Origin of the sequence: Nocardia sp. NBC_00565 (genome assembly GCF_036345915.1) — a bacterium.
Lineage (GTDB): Bacteria > Actinomycetota > Actinomycetes > Mycobacteriales > Mycobacteriaceae > Nocardia.
Genome location: NZ_CP107785.1, coordinates 9497442 through 9519627 on the forward strand (window position 1 = coordinate 9497442; position 22186 = coordinate 9519627).

The 22186-nt window shown below is 65.5% G+C and carries 9 protein-coding genes and 1 tRNA gene; 6 read left to right on the top strand and 4 right to left on the bottom strand.

Going from position 1 to position 22186, the window contains the following annotated elements; genetic code table 11:
* Positions 1-65 precede the first annotated feature (65 nt).
* Positions 66-3062: a tetratricopeptide repeat protein gene (locus tag OG874_RS43605; protein WP_330252862.1), complete on the top strand. Its 2997-nt coding sequence runs from the start codon at positions 66-68 to the stop codon at positions 3060-3062.
* Between the two features lie 90 nt (positions 3063-3152).
* Here the strand turns inward: OG874_RS43605 and OG874_RS43610 are convergent, their stop codons facing one another.
* The 3 genes from OG874_RS43610 to OG874_RS43620 form a co-directional block, all read right to left on the bottom strand.
* Positions 3153-3314 (bottom strand): hypothetical protein, encoded by a 162-nt coding sequence (locus tag OG874_RS43610; RefSeq protein ID WP_330252863.1) that lies wholly within the window; start codon positions 3312-3314, stop codon positions 3153-3155.
* 74 nt (positions 3315-3388) lie between these two features.
* A complete protein-coding gene (locus OG874_RS43615) occupies positions 3389-5128 on the bottom strand; it encodes an esterase/lipase family protein (RefSeq protein WP_330252864.1) in 1740 nt (579 codons plus the stop codon).
* 975 nt (positions 5129-6103) lie between these two features.
* Positions 6104-6754, bottom strand: coding sequence for a fatty acid desaturase (locus tag OG874_RS43620; RefSeq protein ID WP_330252865.1), 651 nt, complete (start codon positions 6752-6754; stop codon positions 6104-6106).
* Positions 6755-7893: 1139 nt separating this feature from the next.
* On the opposite strand from OG874_RS43620, the gene OG874_RS43625 reads away from it, so the two are divergent.
* Genes OG874_RS43625 through OG874_RS43640 form a run of 4 tightly spaced genes read left to right on the top strand, consistent with a single transcriptional unit; the run spans position 7894 to position 11519 of the window.
* Positions 7894-8373 (top strand): XRE family transcriptional regulator, encoded by a 480-nt coding sequence (locus OG874_RS43625; RefSeq protein ID WP_330252866.1) that lies wholly within the window; start codon positions 7894-7896, stop codon positions 8371-8373.
* Complete coding sequence (locus OG874_RS43630) at positions 8370-8867, top strand: regulator (protein ID WP_330252867.1); 498 nt, start codon at positions 8370-8372, stop codon at positions 8865-8867. Before OG874_RS43625 ends, OG874_RS43630 begins: the two co-directional genes overlap by 4 nt.
* Positions 8864-10069: an MAB_1171c family putative transporter gene (locus tag OG874_RS43635; RefSeq protein WP_330252868.1), complete on the top strand. Its 1206-nt coding sequence runs from the start codon at positions 8864-8866 to the stop codon at positions 10067-10069. The genes OG874_RS43630 and OG874_RS43635 overlap by 4 nt, the downstream gene beginning before the upstream one ends.
* A gap of 22 nt (positions 10070-10091) precedes the next feature.
* A complete protein-coding gene (locus OG874_RS43640) occupies positions 10092-11519 on the top strand; it encodes a cytochrome P450 (RefSeq protein WP_330252869.1) in 1428 nt (475 codons plus the stop codon).
* 816 nt (positions 11520-12335) lie between these two features.
* Here the strand turns inward: OG874_RS43640 and OG874_RS43645 are convergent.
* Positions 12336-12417, bottom strand: a tRNA-Leu gene (locus OG874_RS43645).
* Positions 12418-12802: 385 nt separating this feature from the next.
* Between OG874_RS43645 and OG874_RS43650 the strand changes: the two genes are divergently transcribed.
* On the top strand, positions 12803-22162 hold the full coding sequence (locus OG874_RS43650) for a fatty acid synthase subunit beta domain-containing protein (protein ID WP_330252870.1): 9360 nt from the start codon (positions 12803-12805) through the stop codon (positions 22160-22162).
* The last annotated feature ends 24 nt before the right edge of the window (positions 22163-22186 follow it).

Below are 22186 nucleotides of genomic sequence, written 5' to 3' on the forward strand. Positions count from 1 at the left end.
TCGACAACTCCACCCACGTCATCCACCACAACTACAGTCCTTCTGGCCTGCCGGTGGTGGCGGGGGTGGGGCGTGTGGTGGTGGGCCGGATCCCGAGGCGGGCCCCGCATTTCATCGTCCGGGCCCAAGTGCGGGAGCTGCGGGAGACATTGGTGGATTCGCCGGTGGCGGTGGTGGTGACTGGGATGCGGGGTACGGGTAAGACCCAGGTCGCGGCCGCGTATGCCCGGGAGGCCATCGCTGCGGGGGTGGGTTTGGTGGGGTGGGTCAACGCCGAAACCTCCGATACCCTGCTTGCGGGTTTGGGTGAGGTCGCCGCGCGGGTGGGGGTTGCTGACCCCGGGGGCGACTCCGCGGTGTCGGCGCAGCGATTGCGTGATCACCTGTCCGAGCGACGCGAATCTGCGTTGCTGGTGTTCGACAATGCCACCGACCCTGACTTCGTCGACACCCTATTGCCGACCGGTGACATGATTCGGGTGGTGGTGACCAGCACCGACCGCGCCTTCACGCAGCTCGGTGAGATCGTCGACGCCGGTGAGGGATTCGCCCGACCAGAGTCGCTGCGCTACCTCGCCGAAGCGACCGGTTTGGACGATCCGGCAGGTGCTGTTCTGGTCGCCGATGATGTGGGTGATCTGCCGTTGGCGTTGTCGGCCGCCGCGGCCACCATCACCGGGCGCCGTTTGGAATACACCCGTTATCGGCAACTGCTGGCCGCCCAGCCGCTGCCCTCGGTGTTGCCGCGCCGCAAGGGAAGCGACCATCCGTTGTCGGTGGATCAGGCGTTGTTGTTGTCGATCCAAACCACCGAAACCGCCACAGACGACCCGGAACTTGATACGGCGGTGCGCTGGTTGTTGGGGGTGATGGGGATGTTGGCCGCCGATGGTGTCGACTACACGATGCTGCCCGACCATGATGGCCGGTTGGATGCCGCGTTGCAGCGGTGTGTTGAGGGGTCGTTGTTGTCGTGGTCGGCCACCGGGCAGGTGGTGGTCATGCACCGCCTGCTCGCCCGGGTTCTGCGGGAACGCGCCCACGCTGATGGCACCACCGGTGAGGTCGCCGCTGACGCGGTCACCATGATTACACCGTTGCTGTTCGAAGAGTCTCAGGCGTTTCAGCGTCGGGAGGAGGGCTCACGCCTGGTCGACCACATCGAAGCCTTGTGGGAGGTGATCAGCCAGGCACTCGACCTCGATACCGAAGCCCGCTCCCCGGTACTGGCCGCGCGGCGGTGGGCTACCCGGCAACTGATCAAAGCAGCCGACACCACTCGATCCATCAGCCTGGCCTACCACAGCCTCACTGATACTGAGCGGTTGCTGGGTGTCGATCACCCCGACACCCTGTCCGCCCGCAACAACCTCGCCTACGCCTATGAGTCGGCGGGACGGTTGGTAGAGGCGATCAGCCTGTACGAGCAGACCCTCGCCGATCGCGAGCGGCTATTGGGTCTCGATCACCCCGACACCTCGACCTCCCGCCACAATCTCGCCGGTGCCTATGAGTCGGCGGGACGACTAGTCGAGGCGATCGGCCTGTTCGAGCGGACCCTCGCTGATCGCGGGCGGCTGTTGGGTGTCGATCACCCCGACACCTTGACCTCCCGCAACAACCTTGCCGGTGCCTATGAGTCGGCCGGGCGGTTGGTCGAGGCGATCGGCCTGTTCGAGCGGAATCTCGCTGATCGCGGGCGGCTGTTGGGTGTCGATCACCCCCACACTCTGTCCGCTCGCAACAACCTTGCTGGTGCCTATGAGTCGGCGGGGCGGTTGGTCGAGGCGATCGGCCTGTTCGAGCGGAATCTCGCTGATCGCGAGCGCTTGCTGGGTGTCGATCACCCCCACACCCTGTCCGCCCGTAACAACCTCGCCTACGTCTACGGGTCGGCGGGACGGTTGGCCGAGGCGATCGGCCTGTTCGAGCGGAATCTCGCTGATCGCGAGCGTTTGCTGGGTGTCGATCACCCCGACACCTTGACCTCCCGCGGCAACCTCGCTATCACCTACCAGTCGGCGGGGCGGCTAGTCGAGGCGATCACATTGCACGAGCGGAATCTCGCCGATCGCGAGCGGTTACTGGGTATCGGTCACCCCGACACCCTGTCCGCCCGCGGCAACCTCGCCTACGTCTACGGGTTGGCTGGACGGTTGGCCGAGGCGATCGAGCTGTGCGAGCAGACCATGGCCGATACCGAGCGGCTGTTGGGTGTCGATCACCCCGACACCCTGTCCGCTCGCAACAACCTTGCCGGTGCCTATGAGTCGGCGGGGCGGTTGGTCGAGGCGATCGGCCTGTTCGAGTGGAATCTCGCTGATCGCGAGCGGTTGCTGGGTATTGATCACCCCCACACCTTCACCTCTCGCGGCAACCTCGCCAGCGCCTACCGGTTGGCGGGGCGGCTAGTTGAGGCGATCACATTCCACGAGCGGAACCTCGCCGATACCCAGCGGCTGTTTGGTGTCGATCACCCAGACACCCTGTCCGCCTGCGGCAACCTCGCTATCACCTACGAGTCGGCGGGGCGGTTGGTCGAGGCGATCGAGCTGTTCGAGCGGAACCTCGCTGATCGCGAGCGGCTGTTGGGTATTGATCACCCCGACACCCTGTCCGCTCGCGGCAACCTCGCTGGCGCCTATGAGTCGGCGGGGCGGTTGGTCGAGGCGATCGGTCTGTACGAGCGGAACCTCGCTGATCGCGAGCGGCTGTTGGGTATTGATCACCCCGACACCTTGACCTCCCGCCACAACCTCGCCTACGTCTACGGGGTGGCGGGGCGGCTGGGCGAGGCGATCACACTGCACGAGCAGAACCTCGCCGATACCGAGCGGCTGTTGGGTATTGATCACCCCGACACCTTGACCTCCCGCCACAACCTCGCCTACGTCTACGAGTTGGCTGGACGGTTGGTCGAGGCGATCGAGTGGTACGAGCGGACCCTCACTGACTACGAGCGGGTGCTGGGGTCGGACCATCCAGCCGCCGCGGTTGTCCGCGGCAATTTGACTGCGGCACGGCAACCGAAGGAAGGCATGCTGTCGAACGACAGCGAGTAGTAAGTCGTCGGCGATGGTTCAGGTCCAGGACGTGACCAAGGAACCGGATCTGCGATCTGGTTCCGGTCGCGGGGATGGTGTGGTCTTCGCTCATCTCTTCGCTGCCCGCCACCGAGCCCGCCGCGCGAACCACCGCATGGGCCGCGGGTGGTGTCTTGTGGTGATCGCCGCTGGGAGGGCGTCGGCGACCTCGGGGACCAGATCGGCGTAGCGCCAATCGATGGCGGGGTTGTCGGCGTCGCGGATCAGCACCCGGGCACGGTGGCCGTCGGTGCTGGCGATACTCCTCCCGTCGGGGCGCTGATACAAATTCGCCCGCCGCTGCTTCAAGCCGGTGCTACGACATTCAGCCTTGCGCTTTCCTCGACTCGACCAACGCTGCGGTCCGTGATCGTTATGTCGAGCGCTGCCGAATCACCGAAGATCTGCAGCTTCCGTGCAGCCTCCGGTAGTGCGAAGCTACATTTCCATTTCCCGTCATTGGTGTAGGTAGGCTGGACTGGGTGGTGGTCGTTTTCGTTACTCAGGCCAGCTGTAATGGGGTTGAAACTGTCGATCTCGCCGGCAATGTTGCTCTTCCATGCCATCCACGCCTGCAATCCAGTTCCGGAATTCTGTGGGCCGACGTCAACGATCAATGAGTCCATCCAGTCGAAGAATTGCTCGATGTGGTCCATGAAGTCGAAACCGTGTGCGCGCTCTTTCAGCTTTTTTACGCGCAGAGTGATGGTGTATCTGGCTCTCCCGTCGTGCTGCGCTGCGGATTTCTCGTCTTGGGGGGAATGTAGGTCGGCGGGATCGAACAGAAAGGTCGTGAGTAGCGGCACTGGGCGGTCGGGGGTGTCGAGGTTGTTGGCTCCGTTTCGGTTCAACTCTTCATTTAGTTGGATGGGGCAGTACTGGTCTGCTCGTTGCTCGCTGATGACCACCGGAAGGCCTCGGACGGATAGCCGCACGTCGGCTTGCCAGGTGGGCCATTGCTCCGTCGTAGGTAGTTCATCCATGTTGACTGGATATGTCGGTAACCCCGTGAAGTCGATTCGAACCTTCCACTTTGCGAAGAGGAAGCGTCGCAAATTCTGGTAGCCCTCCTCGGAGTTCACCTCGCCGTATCGGCCGGAGTGTGACTTATACACAAACGCACGGTGCGCCCCTCGAACATAGGCATTTTCAATGCGTACGAGCCCGTCGCTTTTGGGTCCGACAACCACTTTGGAAGGACCATAGTCTTTTGGGTCTGTACCGACGAGACAGAAAACATCATCCAAATTGAGGACGCCGTTTGGAATTGCCCGTGGATCCCATCCTGGTGGCGACGTATCACCGAATTTAGCTTGAGGAGTTAGATACCCGTACATCTTCTCCGGAGCGAAAATGTCCGAACCTGCTGGACCGACCACTTCCTCGAACCAGTTCAATACGTTGCCCTGAAAGACGATGCCGCCGTGTGGCGTCCCGTAGGTGAAGAATTTGTCGACTAGCTCATTCGCTGGCCGTCGCAACTTAACGTGGTCAGGACCGCTTCTCGCATCGGGTGTCCGGCAGACCTTTTGCATCATGCAACGAGCGACCAATCCGCCCATGGAATGCGCAACCAAAATCACCTTCTTAGACTCTGCCACTCCTCCGGGCGGTTTAGTCTTGCGTAAGACGAGCTCAATCAAATCATAGAGTCCTTCGGCAGCCTCTTCGATATCGAAGCCACCGGCGCGGAAATGCCGCTGAACTCGCTGCCAGGCATTTTGGTGCCGTGGGGCGGCGAAGGTTGTCGCAGCCTGGTCGTAAAACCGGTACACCCAGATCGATGCAGCGTCGAGGTCGTCGTCCTTGGCGTTATCGAGGTAAGCGTGTTGATCACCTTGGACGATTAATTTGTAGTCCTCGTCGATCATCAGCCGAAGCATCGGGCCCTCGAACTGATAGAAGATCGGGTCTCCATCGCCCCCTCCGACTCGAATATGGGTAGCGCCTTCGTTGAATCCGTAGAAGGGGTCATCAACTTGGGTGTCAATGCCACTCGTGGCACCGGCGTACCCGCGGATATAGATGATGGGAAGACGGTTCATTTGCTCTCACCTACCTGGATGGACGCGTAAAGACGTTGAGCGATCCCGCTCAGGGTGTCGCCTGGATCAACGGTGTGTGTTCTGGGCATTTCGACTCCCTATAAGAATCGGCAGTGGGTACGCACGCGAACGTATGCGCCTACGTCGACGCACACACGAGTACCGAACTACCTCAATTCGCCATGTGGTTGCCAACGTTGGTTGAATCGTGGATCAGACACAGAGTCCGTGATTGACCTGGCTCGAAATGTGAACGGGGCCTTGATGATCGATCACGCTGCCGGTGTTCTGATCTCGGACCGATGGGGTCTCGTTCCCTGCACTTGGCTGGGCTGAAGATCGACGGCGTGCAGTCGGTCGGACTGTGCGGGCAGATCGACGTCGGTACCTGCGACGAGCCAGCGGCCTGACTGGCTGCGCGATGGTGTCGCGCCGAGTCCACAGTCTATGAACGACGAGTGTCCGACACCGCAACCACCAGCCGCGAGGTTCTGATCGCAGCAGGTCAGTTCAGGAGGGTTTTGAGAAGAGGCGGAGTGGATCCAGTTGGAGTACGGATGTAGCTGGTCGAGGGCTTGCTGGTGATCGAAGTGGAAGTTGTGTGTCTGGCGTAGTTCGGTGACAGCATGTTCGGTGAGGTTGGTCCAGAGGTCTAGAAATGCGGGCGGGATTCCTGGACCGGGGTCTTTCGCTCGTCGGGTATCGACATAGTCCTGACCTCGCCAGCAGGATGGTTGCGACAACTCGATGCGGCACATGAGCGTGTGTTAGGTACGCGTGCGTTGGGGTCGGTGGGCGTCACTGCATCCGGGATGTGACGGCAGACACCCGACAGATGCGGCAACAGCAACCCGAACAGCGACTCCAACACGCCACGCACGACCACGAGCAGGGTCTATATCCGAATCTGCTGTGTCCCAAGGGGTTCGACACACCCAAGATCATCGAAAGTGCGCCAGAGCCGCCGTGGTGTGGTCAGGGGAGGGCATTGCCGGTGCGCGATCGGTGGCGCAGGCGCTCGACGATGTCGTCGAGGACGCTGGGGACTTCCGGGGTGGCGCGGCGGCGGAAGAAGAATCCGCTGCACCACGGAACCTCGGGCCAGCGGTCGAATTCGGCGCGCAGGATCTCGGCTGCTGCGGGCAGGTCGCGCCAGGCGAGGTTGGGAAACCAGTGGTGCAGCGGGTGGAACATGTCGTCGTTGTGCCCGCCGAGCAGATGCCGGGTCAGCGCGTGGGAGGTCCAGCCGCGGGTTTGGTTCAGCGGGTCGCTGTTGTGGATGAGTCCGGCGTGGTTGCCCAGATCGGTCAGCCAGGTGACGATGGGGCGGACCACGATCAACGGTGCCGCCCAGAACAGCACGAAGTGCCCCAGATGCCCGACCGCGGCGGCGACACCGGCGGCGGTGAGCCAGGCCGTCCACCGCGCGGTGGCCGCTGTCCAGGTCTCGTCGCCGGATTTGGCTGCGAGCGATTCCCGAGTATGGGAAGGCGTATTGTAGCTCCCCCGCTGTCGCCGCTTGCTCAGGTCGAAACGCGCCGACCAACGAGTGACACTCCCGCATCGACACCTCAGAGTTGGAGATTGCCCTTCTGATTGGTAGAGATTGACAGTTGCTACCAGCACCCCACGAGTTCGAGACAAAGCCGCACTGCCGTCCCTCCGACCTCAACGCGAGCCGGTCAGGCCGCGCCATGTCGCGACGGTGCCGATGGATTTGGCCGCGGCGAACGGATCCCGCAGCGTGGGGGACCGACACCTTCGTGACGAAGTGCAGACGGGTGGTGCACTGGGCCAGGCTCCCGATGAGCACCCATGGGATGCGGCCACTCGGAGGACGACGGCCATCTGTGTTGCCCGTTGACGCTGTAGCGGTAGGCAGTGGTCGGTTCGGTGGGTTGACCACGTATTCGGGGACGGTCAGCCTGTCATAGCCCCAAGGCATCGGCGGTGCGGGCCAGTGTCACGATTTCGGCGATGGCGCAGATACGCGGTGCTGGTGTAGAACTTCATGTTCTCGGTCCCGGATTGTGGTTGTCGAGTCTCGCAGTTCATTCGGTGAGTGCGGCGCGTAACAACGAAGTGACCCGAGCCCAACCGGCCGAGCTACCTGTTCCTGGCGTGTGCCGCACCAGCTCCTCCGCCACCGGCCGCCAACGGCGACCTACAACCGGCGACCAGCGGGGGACTCTGTCATGGCCACGGACAACGGCCTTTCGCGCGGCCACGTGGATCAGGGAGCCTACTTCGAACTGCGCAGCTGCGAGAATATCGAACAGCACTGGCAGGTCGGTATTTCTCAAGTTGCGCCGGTAGCCGTGTCTGTGCATACCAGCTTGGGGAGAACACGACGCGCTCGTTTCTCTGTACTGGGTGGTGCCCACGACAGTCGCCAAACCCTTTTGTATTTGCAGATCAGCTCCTGGTATCGGAAAGCGTGTAACCGGATCTCCCGAGATGCCGGGGCCTGCTCGACCGGTTGTGCATCACGTACGAGGCAAGTTTCGATGGCGCTACCCAGAGAGGGAAGGGCGCCCCACGCGCAGTCGGTCGGTTGGACCGGCTGCCAGAGACGGCTCGTGAGATCGCCGAGCGATGACCCTCGAGAAAGCTTGCGCTGGTTGGTTATTCGTACGATGCGAGGCCGGTGTCAATCTTCGCGCAGGACGTGGACGGGACAACTTCGCCATACATGCCAGTACGTGCGGATCGTCGCCTGATGTACTCTCGTTCGGCACCTGCTGTGCCGTCCCGGACGGAGGATCGTGGACGACGAGTCGATGCTCGCCGAGACCAATAGTGTCCCAACCGAATCTGCCAAGAGGATCAACCGCTTGTTCGAGTTGATGCGCGATCCTGCTATGCCGCTGCTATCCAATGCTCTTGCGGTGGAGGCAATCTCGAAGTCTTCGAAAACATCGTTCAGTCCGGTTGATCTCTGGCAGCTGCGGAACGCTCCGAAGAACAACCCACAGTGTGTACAGGCGATTGCTCAGTTCTGTGCCGTCCCAGCCCCATATCTACTCGACAGCGGGGCGGACAAGGCAATCGACTCGCAGTTGAGTTTGTCAGAGGCCATGAATGACGCCGATGTGCGAAACCTGGCGACGCGCGCGCGAGCCGTGACTCCCGAGATGCTCGAGAGTGTCGACCGTGCGCGCGAGTCGGAGGATTTGCCTGCGGTGGATCCGAAGAAGCAGCAGCGCGGACCCCGGGACAGCGACCCGTCGCGGGACGAATCATGACGGAGAGCTCTGTCAGACGGATCAAGAAGGCGATTGCCCAGCTTCCGGTTCCGGACCCGTGGGACCGCAGGCGATTTGTGGAGGGTGTGGCTGAGATGCGTGGCCGTCCGATCACCTTGTTGCCGGTGGGTATGCGCGGTGGGCTCGCGAGTCCGTGTGGCCTATGGCTTGTCCGTGAGCACGATGATGTGATCATTTACGAGGATGCGACCTCGGAGTATCACATGGACCAAATAGTGTGCCACGAGATCGGCCATATGGTGCTCGGACATGATCGCGCGCAGTCATCCGACACCGGAGTCACGTCCGATCCGATGTTCCGGTCGGTGTTTCCCGATATCGATCCGTTGACGGTACGGACCGTGCTCGGCCGCTCGGATTATGGGAACGCGCTGGAACGCGAGGCGGAGATGTTCGCCACGATGGTCATGGTCTCCGGAGGACGCGGGCAGCGCGACCAGAACTTCCGCAACGTTCTGTTCAAGCGGCAGTGACGTCCTCGATATCCGCGGTTATCGCGTGGCCGCTCATCGGCGCGATGCTGCTGGTGGTGGCGGCGCGGTGGCGATGGTTCAACGGCACCTCGGCCGAGCGCTACCTCAATGCCACGCTTACGATCATCGTCACCACTCAACTGTTGCGGGAGCACATAGTTGAGCGTTTCATCGCTGACTGGTCGCCGCTGACCGAAACGGCCGTCCAGCAGGTGTCGCTGTGCACCATCGTTGCTTCGATCGCTCCGTTCCTTTGCGTGATCAGTCTGCTGTCTGGAAGAGATCCGAAAGTCGTTCGGCGGCAGCAGTTCTTGTTCTATCTTGTCGCGGGTGTGCTCGCGCTCGGGATACTCGCCGCGGGGACGCGGGCGCGACGTGGTGAACAGCCGCTGGAGATCTCCGGTGGCTGGGATGGTGTGCTGGCTTGGGTAGCGTTCTCAGTTCTGCCGCTGTTCTTGGCGTTCGAGATGGTCCGCCGATGTGCGGCCGAGTACCGACAGTCCGGGGTGACCGCCGGTGAAAAGCTGGTTCTGGTCGGGATTGCTGTCGCGGGCGCGACCATTGGAGTGACGACGATGATCGCGGCTGTCCTTGCCGTGCTGCAGGAACTGCATCTTGTCGACTCGGTCGAGTATCGGTTGGCCACGCACTCGCGCAACTTCTTCTGGATCGCCACGACGATCGGGGCCGTATCCGCCGCTCCGTTGGTGAAAGAATTAGCCGGGTATCTCGGCTACGACTCGACAAGCAAGCGGTGGCGGCGACTGCAACCAATGTGGCAGTCGATGGTGTCGATGTTTCCGGACAGCCGACTTCCGCTCGACTCGAGTGAATCCGGACGCCGGGTCAGCAAGGTGCAGTTGCATCGCACGACTGTCGAGATCCGTGACGCCATTCTGCGGCTGCGCCCACACTGTCGTGCGGTCGACCCATCCCAGTTAGCCAGCTTTGTTGCCAGCGAACGTGTGCCAGGTCGAGAGCGGGAATCGGCCGAGTTGGCGCTGCAACTCGCCGCCGCGGCACAAGACAGGTCGGGTACGGCAAACCCGCCCGGTGATGCCGCCGGGATGACGGCCCCGTCGCCGTCTGCCAGTCTGGACGACGAGGTCGGGGAACTTCTCCCGCTGGCCAAGTGGTGGGTGGCGGCCTGTCGGTTCGTCGCGACCCGGCACAGTTCAGACTTCGAATCCAGTTCCGAATAAACACGATGAGCAGGGAGACGGTATGACCGAGGCGTCGACGATCGAGGTAGGGGCCGACTCCGGCACGCTTCCGCATCCACCTTTTCGGCTGCCGTTGCTCGGTGATGTGCTGACTACCGATTTCGCCAAACCTTGCCAGCGGTTGGCCGAGCAGGCGCGTGAACTCGGTCCGGTATTCGGACAGAAGCTCTTCGGTTATCCGGCTGTCATCGTGACCGGCACTCGGGCGGTCGATGAGGTGAACGACGAGTCGGTATGGGAGAAACATGTCGGGCACGCGCTGATGAAGCTTCGGCCGCTCGCAGACGACGGGCTGTTCACCGCATTCAGCCGGGAACCGAACTGGGAGAAGGCGCACAACGTCCTGATGCCCGCCTTCACCAAGGCTGCGATGGCCAACTACCACGCAACGATCACCGCCACGGTGCGCGAGTTGACCGATGCTTGGTCGGCGCAAGCCACGAACACTTGGATCGACGTCCCCGAGCACTCGAATGCGTTGACCTTCGAGATCATCGCGCGGGCCGGGTTCTCGCATTCGTTCCGTTCGATGGCCGAGCAGCGTTCGGATCCGTTCGTGGAGGCGATGGTTCGTGAGCTCACCTACGCCAACCGGCGCACCGACGTCTTACCCGTATTCGAGCGGATCTTCCGCCGCGGCCGAGCCCGTCAGCACCAGGAGGACCTGACGCATGCACACAGCGTCGTCGACAGCATCATCGCCGCTCGCCGAACCCAGCCCGGCACAGAGCATCACGACATCCTCGACCTCATGCTCAGCAGTGCCGATCCCGCATCCGGAGAATCGCTGGACCCCACCAACATTCGCAACCAGATCCTGACCTTCCTCGTCGCGGGCAGCGAGACATCGGCGAACACCATCGCCTTCGCTCTGCACTATCTGTCCATTCACCCCGAGATCGCCGACGGTGTCCGGGCCGAGCTCGACGAGCGTTGGCCGACACGAGATTTCCCTGATTTCCGCTTCGAGGATGTGGCCAAACTACGGGGCTTGCGACGGGTGGTCGATGAGACACTGCGGCTGTGGCCGACCGGACCGGGCTACTTTCGGCGCGCACGACAGGACACGACTCTCTGCGACGGCAGATACCGCTTCCGGCAGAAGGATTGGGTGCTGGTCCTGCTCCTGGCCGCGCACCGTGACCCGGCTTGGGGTCCCGACGCCGACGAGTTCAACCCGGACCGGTTCCTTCCCGACAACATCCGGAATCTGCCACCGCACATTTTCAAACCGTTCGGCACGGGTCCACGCGCCTGCATTGGCCGGCAGTTCGCCCAGCATGAGATCACCGTCGCGTTGGCCGCGATCCTGCATCAGTTCGACCTCGAACCCGACCCGCACTACCGGCTCGACGTCCGCGAAACCCTCACCCTCAAACCCACGGGCCTACGACTGCGGCCTCACCCGCGAACCAGCCACAGGATGTGAGCCAGATGTAACACCGCGTGCGTGGTTATCGCGCGCTAATGGTGTGTCCCCGAGCCAGAAGGGGATCGGCTCGGGGACACTGATCCAAACGTACAGGGAAGCTCCGGCTATCAGCGGACGATTTCAATCGATAGGGCGCGCTGTCGTCTATCAGCAGCTGGGGACGAGCTGAGCTCATCCAGGGACGTTACCTCGGTCTGACGATGCTGGTGCTCAACGCCCAGACGGGGGTGATCTTGGAGTTTCCCAACCTGCGGGTGGACGTCGTGGTGGAAACCTACCTGCGGCGCTTAGGGAAGGCGCCCGGATGCCCGGCGGGGCAGATCTACGTAGTACAGGGCCACTGCGGATGGCCGTCGAGTGTCTGCAAATGGGCTGGGTGTGATGCTGGGTGCAGTAGGTGGCGTCCGGGAGGCATTCGAAGAGACAGGTTTAGACGGACGCACCCTCTCGTGTGACTTCCGTTCAACTTGGATCAGTGGCCATCTTGCTGCTTGATCGGTGGGCTCGATCAGGACCTGGGTGGGTCCTGGACGCTGTCCGGCAAACATTCGGTGTGGCTCAACTGTGCAATGCCCGCGTGTCAGAGGGAGCCCTCGTGCACGCGATCGTCTCAGTTGTGCCGTTGCCGTGTGTTAGAGGGGCGAGCGAACTTCTACGCACGCAGAGGTGTCACCGGTGACGGAACTGTGTGCTGCGAGCGGCTTCGCTGTCGCATTGGGCCAGGTCTGACTGCCCGAGCGAGGGGGAACGTGCGCGAGGAGGTGATCGAACACGTATTTGCGTCAAATTTGACGCAAATACGTGCTCGAGTAATGCGCGAGAGGGGACTTGAACCCCTACGTCCGTGGACACCAGAACCTAAATCTGGCGCGTCTGCCAATTTCGCCACTCGCGCTTGATGGTACGACCGTCCAAACTCTACCGGGCTTGACCGACATCGCGAAGCTCCCCCCGGGCATGTCGTACTCACCGGTAACCCCACCTGGGATTATAACGATTCTGTAACGCTCAACATGAGGAGTGCTCATGTTTCGTACGCGTTAGTAACCGGTGGACCAGCGGCTTTGAACATGAGGGAGGGTCATGTTTCTGGGCATTCTGGTACGGCGGTACGTAAATACTCGGCGGTAAGACGGGCGTGGAGAGGCAAACGTGAGGATTTCCTCATGATTTTCTGGAATCCTTGCGGACATCAGGGCTCATTGGTGAGGAACACCTGCGCACCGGAGGGAGCGGCGTGTCTCGACGGCATGTCGCCACGAGTAGGAAGTCGAAGCGTCTTGACGATCAATGAGAGCACTGCGGCCGGAACCGGACAGAGCCCGAAGGTGGTTGGGGCGCCACAACAAGGGGGATCGCGGTCCCCGCTGGTGGATCGACTGCTGGGCGGAACGCCCTACGCGCTGGCCTTCGGTGGGCAGGGTGCACGCTGGCTCGGTGAGTTGGAGGAGATCGGCCGCGACGCCGCGCTGGAGCCGGAGCTGACCGCATTGGTCAACGAGGCGGCCGCGCTGCTGGAACCCGTTGCGGCGCAGCTGCTCGTGGTGCGACCGGTCGGCTTCGACCCGATCGGCTGGATGCTCGAGAACGAGCTCGCCGATGGTGACGAGGCAGAGGTGTCGGGCGCGCCCTCCGATCACGTGCTCAGGTCTGCCGCGGTGTCGATGCCGGGTGTCTTCCTGACACAGGTGGCCGCGCTGCGCGCGCTGCGACTGCAGGGGCTGGATGCCAACGAGCACGCGCCGGTCGCGATCGCCGGTCATTCGCAGGGGCGGCTGGCCGCGACCTCGGTGGAGGCCGGGGGCCAGCGCGATGCCGAACTCCTTGCCATCGCCCAAATGATCGGTGCCGCAGCTGGTTTGGTGGCCCGGCGGCGCGGGCTGATGCCGGTGGGCGAGCGCTCCTCGATGGTCGCGGTGTCGAATGTCGATCCCGAGCAGCTGCGCGCGGTGGTGACCGAGGTGTCCGCGGGCGTGGATCCGGCTGCGGCCGCGGTGATTTCGATTCGTAACGGTCGTCGGCGCGTGGTGCTCTCCGGCACGCCGACGCAGCTGGAGCGCGTGCGGCAGCGGTGCGCCCAGATCCATGACGAGCAGACGCGCGAGCGGGACGCGAAGTCGCGCGGCGGCGCGGTGTTCGCGCCGGTCTTCGAGGATCTGGCCGTCGATGTCGCCTTCCATCACCCCGCGCTCGCCGACACGGTGGACATCGTGAGCGGCTGGGCGTCGCAGTGCGGTCTGGACGCGGCGCTGGCGGGCTCGCTGGCGCAGGAGATCCTCGTCGATCCGATCGACTGGGTCGAGGCGGTGGACGGCGTTGTCGCGGCGGGCGCGCAGTGGATTCTCGATATGGGCCCCGGCGATCTGCTCAGCAGGCTCACCGGCGGCTCGCTGAAGGGCACCGGCGTCGGCATCATCGCGGCCGCGACCCGCACGGGTCAGCGCAGCCTGCTGACCCCGGGCGCCGCACCCGAGGTCGCCAAGCCATGGACGGCGTTCGCGCCGCGCCCGGTGCGCCTGCCGAATGGCCGCATCGTGGTGGAGACCGCGTTCACCAAGCTGACGGGCCGCTCGCCGATCCTGCTCGCGGGCATGACCCCGACCACCGTTGACGCGAAAATCGTGGCGGCGGCGGCGAATGCGGGCCACTGGGCGGAGCTGGCCGGCGGCGGTCAGGTGACCGAGCAGATCTTCGCCGACCGAGTGGCCGAGCTGAAGACGCTGCTGCACCCGGGCCGCACGGTGCAGTTCAACTCGCTGTTCCTCGACCCGTACCTGTGGAAGCTGCAGCTGGGCGGTAAGCGCCTGGTGCAGAAGGCCCGTATCGCGGGCGCGCCGTTCGACGGTGTCATCGTCACCGCGGGCATTCCGGAGCTGGAAGAGGCCGTCGCGCTGATCGCGGAGCTGACCGAGGCCGGCATCACGCATGTGGCGTTCAAGCCGGGCACCGTGGCCCAGATCCGCGCGGTGCTGCGCATCGCCGACGAGGTGCCGGACTACCCGGTGATCATGCATATCGAGGGCGGCCGGGCCGGTGGGCACCACTCTTGGGAAGACCTCGACGATCTGCTGCTCGAGACCTACGCCGAGCTGCGCAACCGCGACAATGTGGTGGTCTGCGTCGGCGGCGGCATCGGCACTCCCGAGCGCGCCACCGAATACCTGACCGGCGAATGGGCTGTGCCGCACGGCTATCCGGTGATGCCGCTGGACGGCGTGCTGGTCGGCACCGCAGCCATGGCGACGCTCGAGGCCACCACCGCGCCCGAGGTCAAGCAGCTGCTCGTCGACACCCCCGGTACCGAGGGCTGGGTCGGCGCGGGCACCGCGACCGGTGGAATGGCTTCCGGCCGTAGCCAATTGGGCGCCGACATCCACGAGATCGACAACGCGGCCTCGCGCACCGGCCGCCTGCTCGACGAGGTCGCCGGTGACGCCGACGCGGTCGCCGAGCGCCGCGACGAGATCATCGCCGCGCTGAACGCCACGGCCAAGCCGTATTTCGGCGATGTGGCCACCATGACCTACCTCGAGTGGCTGGAGCGCTACGTCGAGCTGGCCGTCGGTCTGGACCGCCGTAAGGATTTCGACTGCGGCAGCGATCTCGGCGACGCCTTCCTCGACGCCACCCGCTCGCTGTGGCTGGACATCACCTGGCGCGACCGGTTCGCGGAGATGATGCGCCGCACCGAATCCCGGCTCAACCCGGCCGACCGCGGCGAGATCCCGACGCTGTTCGAATCCGACGAGGCATTCGAGCACCCGGTCGAGGCGTTGTGCACGCTGAAGCAGCAGTACCCGGCCGCCGAGCAGACCCTGCTGCACCCGGCGGATGTGCCGTTCTTCGTCAGCCTGTGCAAGATCCCGGGCAAGCCGGTGAACTTCGTACCCGTGGTGGACGGCGATGTGCGCCGCTGGTGGCGCTCGGATTCGCTGTGGCAGGCCCATGATCCGCGCTACTCGGCCGATCAGGTCTGCGTCATCCCCGGCACCGTATCGGTCGCCGGTATCACCCGCGTCGACGAGCCCGTGGGCGAGCTGCTGGACCGCTTCGAGCAGGACACGGCGTACTCGCTGGTCCGTGCGGGCGTGGTGCCGGTCGCCATCGACGCGCGCCGGGCCGCCGGCGTCATCACCGGTCCGATCGATGCCGTGCTGGCCGCGCCGGATATCGAATGGGCGGGACGCACCACCATCAACCCGGTGCACCGCCTCGGCGATGTCGACAAATGGGCCGTCGACGGCAAGGGCGCGGTGCACCCGCCGACCGGTGCGACGATCACCGAAACCACCGGCCCCGAGGCCGACCACGCCTACGTCGAGCTGACGGTTCCGCTGTTGGGCCGCAACGTCGTTCGGATCCGGATCACCGTGCCGGCCGCCAGCTACAACGGTGGCGCGCCGGTCATCACCGAAGCCGATGCCGACGTCGCCATGTCCGCGCTGCTCGGGGTGGCCGCGGGGCAGGTGCTGCCGGAGGTCAAGGCCAAGGTCGCGCACCTCAATGTGGCGTGGACCCCGGACCTGATCGCCGACCACGCGGGCGTCAGCGGATCGGGTCTGCCCGCGGCCCTGAGCACCCTGGGGCGCACCGTGCCCGATGTGCTCGTCGGCGCCTGCTGGCCCGCCGTATTCGCGGTGCTCGGTGCCGCGCGTACCACGGCCGGTGACAGCGTCATCGAGGGCATGCTCGACTTGGTCCACCTCGACCACCAGATCGCGCTGTTCGGCGAACTGCCCACCGACACCAGTGTGCTGGTGGTGCGGGCGAAGGCAGGCGAGACCGTCGACACCGACCTCGGCCGTGTCGTCGAGGTACGCGTGAAGATCACCGGCATGCTCGACAAGCCCGAAACCGGGCTGTCGATGCCGACGCTCGCGACGCTGACCGAACGCTTCGCCATCCGCGGTCGCAATGGTGCGGGCGAGCTGACCGATCCGCCGCGCGCGGCCGGTGTCGTATCCGACGCGGCCACCGACACCCCGCGCCGCCGTCGCCGCGACGTCACGATGGTGGCGCCGCGCACCATGAACGCCTTCGCCGCGGTCTCCGGTGACCACAACCCCATCCACACCAGCGATTCCGCCGCCAAACTGGCCGGACTCGGCAGCCCGATCGTGCACGGCATGTGGCTCTCGGCCGCCGCCCAGCACGCGGTATCCGCAGTGGATCCCGAAAGTTCCGTTCCAGCACGGACTTTGACCGCGTGGACCACCCGCTTCCTCGGTATGGTCCGCCCCGGTGCGGAGATCGATGTGCGGATCGAGCGGATCGCGATCGACGCGGGCAGCGAGATCGTCGAGGTCTCCTGCCGGACCGAGGGCGATCTGGTGATGACCGCGACCGGTCGCACCGCCGCCCCGAAGACCGTCTACGCCTTCCCGGGGCAGGGCATTCAGCGCAAGGGCATGGGTCTGGACGCCCGCGCCCGCTCGAAGGCCGCCAAGGAGATCTGGGAGCGCGCCGACAAGCACACCCGTGCGGCGCTGGGCTTTTCGATCCTCGCGGTGGTGCGCGACAACCCGACCTACCTCAAGGCGCGCGGTGTCGAACACCGGCACCCGGACGGTGTGCTGCACCTGACCCAGTTCACCCAGGTCGCCATGGCGGTGCTCGGTGTCGCCCAGGTCGCCGAGCTGCGCGAATCCGGTGCGTTCGTCGAAGGCGCGATGCTGGCCGGACACTCGGTCGGTGAGTACAACGCGCTCGCGGCCGTCGCCGGTGTGCTGCCGCTGGAGGCCGTACTGGAGGTCGTCTTCCAGCGCGGCTCGGCCATGCACGAGCTGGTGCCCCGTGATGCCAAGGGCCGCAGCGACTATCGAATGGCCGCCATCCGGCCCTCGCAGATCGGGCTGCCCGATGATGAGGTCATCGGCTTCGTGACGGGTGTGGGCGAGAGCGTCGGTGAGTTCCTCGAGGTCGTCAACCTGAACCTGCGCGGTTCGCAGTACGCGATCGCGGGCACGGTCGCCGGACTCGAGGCGCTGGAGACCGAAATCGACCGTCGCCGTGCCGAATTCGGTGGTAAGCGGGCGTTCATCCTGGTCCCCGGCATCGACGTGCCGTTCCACTCCACCGTGCTGCGCGAGGGTGTGCCGGAGTTCCGGCACAAGCTCGAGCAGTTGCTGCCCGCGGATCTGCATCCGGAAATCCTGGTCGGACGCTACATTCCGAACCTGGTGCCCAAGCCGTTCTCGCTGGAGCGCGAATTCATCGCCGAGATCGCCGATCTGGTGCCCTCGGAGCCGCTGGCCGCGGTGCTCGCCGACTTCGAGAACTGGGCCGCGCGCCCGACCGAGCTGTGCCGGGTGGTGCTGGTCGAGCTGCTCGCCTGGCAGTTCGCCAGCCCGGTGCGCTGGATCGAGACCCAGGACCTGCTGTTCACCGATACCGCGCACGGCGGACTCGGGATGGAGCGGTTCGTCGAAATCGGTTTGGGCGCAACCCCGACCGTGGCGAACCTGGCCAGCCAGACACTGAAGCTGCCCACCTTCGGCACCGTCACCGTCGAGGTACTGAATATCGAGCGTGAGGCCGCGGTCGTCTACTCGACCGACACCGATCCCGCGCCGGCCGACGAGCCCGCCGACGAGCCGGTCGAAACCGCCACGGCCGCAGCGCCGGTCGCGGCGGCGGCCCCGGTCGCCGCGCCGGTCGCGAGCTCGGGTGGACCGCGTCCGGACGACATCGCGTTCACCGCCGCCGACGCCACCCGCGTGCTGATCGCGCTGTGGACCAAGCTGCGGCTGGATCAGATCGGCCCGGTGGACACCATCGAGGGACTCTGCGACGGCGTCTCCTCCCGGCGCAACCAGCTGCTTGTCGACCTCGGCTCCGAGCTGTCGCTCGGCGCGATCGACGGTGCGGCCGATGCCGATATGGGTGCGCTCTCGGCGACGGTCGAGCGACTCGCCCGCACCTACAAGCCGTTCGGCTCGGTGCTCTCCGATGCCATCGGCGACCACCTGCGCAAGGTGTTCGGCCCGTCCGGCAAGCGGCCCGCCGCGATCGCCGAACGCGTCAAGAAGGTCTGGGAACTCGGTGACGGCTGGGCCAACCACGTCACCGCCGAGGTTTCGCTCGGCACCCGCGAGGGTGTCAGCGTGCGCGGCGGCGATCTCGGTGGCCTGGTCGCCGGTGTGAGCGACGCCGCCTCGGTCGACGCGGCCATCGACGCCGCCGTGCAGGCCGTCGCGGCCCGGCGTGGTGTCGCGGTCGCACTGCCGAGTGCGGGCGGCGGTGGCGGTGCCACCGTGGACGCCGCGGCGCTGGGTGAGTTCACCGAGCAGATCACCGGTCGCGACGGCGTGCTGGCCACGGCCGCTCGGGTGGTGCTCGAGCAGCTCGGCCTGGCCGAGCGGATCTCCGCGCCGGAGGCCGCCGACGACACCCTGGTCGACCTGGTTTCGGCCGAATTGGGTTCGGACTGGCCGCGTTTGGTAGCGCCCGCCTTCGACGCACGCAAGGCGGTGCTGATCGACGACCGCTGGGCGACCGCGCGCGAGGATCTGGCCAAGCTCTGGCTGCTCGACGATATCGGCTCCGGCGACGGCCCGGTGGACGGTTTCCTCGGCGCTGGCGAAGCCGTTGCCGCGCAAGCCAATTGGTGGCGCGAGAAAGCCAAGCACGAGGCCCGCTCGGTGCTGGCCGGACTGTACGAGCGCATCGCCGAGGCCGCGCTCGGCACCGATGAGCCCGGCATCTGGTCCGAGGATATCGCGGTGATCACCGGTGCCAGTAAGGGTTCCATCGCGGCGGCGGCCACCGGGCAACTGCTCGGCGGCGGCGCCACGGTCGTGGTCACCACCTCGAGCCTCAACGACGAACGGCTCGGCTTCTACCGCAAGCTCTACCGCGAGAATGCTCGCCACGGCGCCGCCCTGTGGGTGGTCCCCGCGAATATGGCCTCCTACCAGGATGTCGACGCGCTGATCGACTGGGTCGGCAGCGAGCAGGTCGACAATGCGGGCGGTGCGAAGGTCAAGGTCAAGGACGCGATGACGCCGACCCTGCTGCTGCCGTTCGCGGCGCCGCGGGTCGCCGGTGACCTCACTGACGCGGGTGCCCGCGCCGAAATGGAAATGCGGGTCCTGCTCTGGTCGGTCGAACGGCTGATCGGTGGTCTGTCCAAGATCGGCGCCGATCACGACGTCGACGCGAAACTGCATGTGGTGCTTCCGGGTTCGCCCAACCGCGGCATGTTCGGCGGCGACGGCGCCTACGGTGAGTCCAAGGCCGCGCTCGACGCCGTGGTCGCCAAGTGGCGGGCCGAGAAGTCCTGGTCGAGCCGAGTCACGTTGGTGCACGCCATGATCGGCTGGGTACGCGGCACCGGGCTGATGGGCCACAACGATCCGATGGTGGCCGCGGTCGAGGAGGCCGGTGTGCAGACCTGGTCCACCACCGAGATGGCCGATGAGCTGCTCAAGTGGTGCACTTCGCGGGCCCGTCAGGTGACCTCGACCGGACCGCAGCAGATCGACCTCACCGGCGGACTCGCCCGGGCCAAGCTCGACCTGCCCGCGCTGGCCAAACAGGCTCAGGAGGCCGGCGAGGCGGCGACCGAGGACGCCGAATCCACGGCCACCATCGCCGCACTGCCCGCGCCGCCGACCATGAGCTCGGCGCTGCCGGTGCCCGAATGGGGCGCGGTCACCGCCGATCTCGCCGAGATGGTCGTCATCGTCGGCGCCGGTGAACTCGGCCCGTATGGGTCGGCGCGCACTCGGTTCGAGATGGAGGTCGAAGACGAGCTCTCGGCCGCGGGCGTGCTGGAGCTCGCATGGAGCACCGGCTTGGTGACCTGGGAGAACGATCCCAAGCCCGGCTGGTACGACGCCGAATCCGGCGATTACGTCCCCGAACACGAGTTGGCCGAGAAGTACCACGACGCCGTGGTCGCCCGCTGCGGTGTGCGCCGCTACGCCGACGACGGCGCCATGATCGACAATGCCGCGCCGCTGATGACTTCGGTCTTCCTTGACCAGGATCTGACCTTCACGGTCGGCGGCGAGGCCGAGGCGCGTGCCTTCTACGCCGCCGATCCGGAGCACACGGTGATCGCGTCGGTCGCGGACGCCGCCGACTGGCAGGTGATCCGCAAGGCGGGCACCGAAATTCGGGTGCCGCGCAAGGCGAAGCTGTCGCGTACCGTCGGCGGTCAGATCCCGACCGGCTGGGATCCCACCATCTGGGGCATCTCCGCCGATATGGCCGCCTCGGTGGACCGGGTCGCGCTGTGGAACATCGTCTGCACCGTGGACGCGTTCATCAGCTCCGGGTTCAGCCCGGCCGAGCTGATGAGCTGGGTGCATCCGAGCCTGGTCGCCAACACCCAGGGCACCGGTATGGGCGGCATGTCCTCGATGCGCTCGCTCTACATCGACAACCTGCTCGGTGAGCCGCGCCCGAACGACATCCTGCAGGAGGCGCTGCCGAACGTGGCGCTCGCGCATGTGGTGCAGTCCTACGTCGGCAGCTACGGCGCGATGGTGCATCCGGTGGCGGCCTGCGCCACGGCCGCGGTGTCGGTGGAAGAGGGCGTCGACAAGATCCGTTTGGGCAAGGCCGAATTGGTGGTCGCCGGTGGCTTCGACGATCTCGGCATCGAGGGCATCGTCGGCTTCGGTGACATGTCGGCCACCGCGGACTCGGCGGCCATGAGCGCCAAGGGCATCAGCGACCGGTACTTCTCCCGCGCCAACGACCGCCGTCGCGGCGGGTTCGTGGAATCGCAGGGCGGTGGCACCGTACTGCTGGCCCGCGGCGATATCGCCGTCGAGATGGGCCTGCCGGTGCTCGGTGTGGTCGCCTTCGCACAGTCCTTCGCCGATGGCGTGCACACCTCCATCCCGGCGCCCGGTCTCGGCGCGCTCGGTGCGGGGCGTGGCGGCCGGGAATCCAAGTTCGCCGCCGACCTGCGCAAACTCGGTGTGGCGCCGGACGATATCGCGGTCATCTCCAAGCACGACACCTCGACCGCGGCCAACGATCCGAACGAGTCCGAACTGCACGAGCGGCTGGCCACGGCCGTCGGACGCTCCGCGGGCGCGCCGCTGTTCGTGGTTTCGCAGAAGAGCCTGACCGGACATGCCAAGGGCGGTGCGGCCGCGTTCCAGTTGATCGGCCTGTGCCAGGTGCTGGAAAACGGTGTGGTCCCGCCGAACCGGAGCCTGGACTGCGTCGATGAGAAGATGCAGGCCTACCCGCATCTGGTCTGGGCACGCGAACCGCTGCGCTTCGGTGATCGGTTCCCGCTCAAGGCCGGTCTGCTGACCTCGCTCGGCTTCGGCCACGTGTCGGGTCTGCTCGCGGTGGTGCATCCGGAGGCGTTCATCCGGGCGATCGAGCCGGGACGGCGCGAGGAGTACCAGCGCCGGGCGCAGCAGCGTCAGCTCGCCGGACGGCAGCGGTTCACCGAGGCCATGTGCGGCGGAGCCCCGCTGTACGAGAAGCCGGCGGATCGGCGGCTCGGCGGCGATGGCGCGCCGTCGGAGCAGAAGCGGCAGCTGGAGGCGGATGTGCTGCTCTCGCCCGAGGCACGCCTGTCCGGCAACGGCATCTACCGGGCCGACGGCGCGGGGTGCGGCACCGGCGCGGTGATCCTCGGGCAACTCGACGCCGGTGGACCTGTGGCATAGCGGCTTCGGCCACTACGGTGCAGA

What these genes read in the sequence shown, in the direction of transcription:
- OG874_RS43615 (WP_330252864.1), bottom strand. Translation starts at nt 5,128, where the DNA reads ATGAACCGTCTTCCCATCATCTATATCCGCGGGTACGCCGGTGCCACG.
- OG874_RS43630 (WP_330252867.1), top strand. Translation starts at nt 8,370, where the DNA reads ATGACGGAGAGCTCTGTCAGACGGATCAAGAAGGCGATTGCCCAGCTT.
- OG874_RS43640 (WP_330252869.1), top strand. Translation starts at nt 10,092, where the DNA reads ATGACCGAGGCGTCGACGATCGAGGTAGGGGCCGACTCCGGCACGCTT.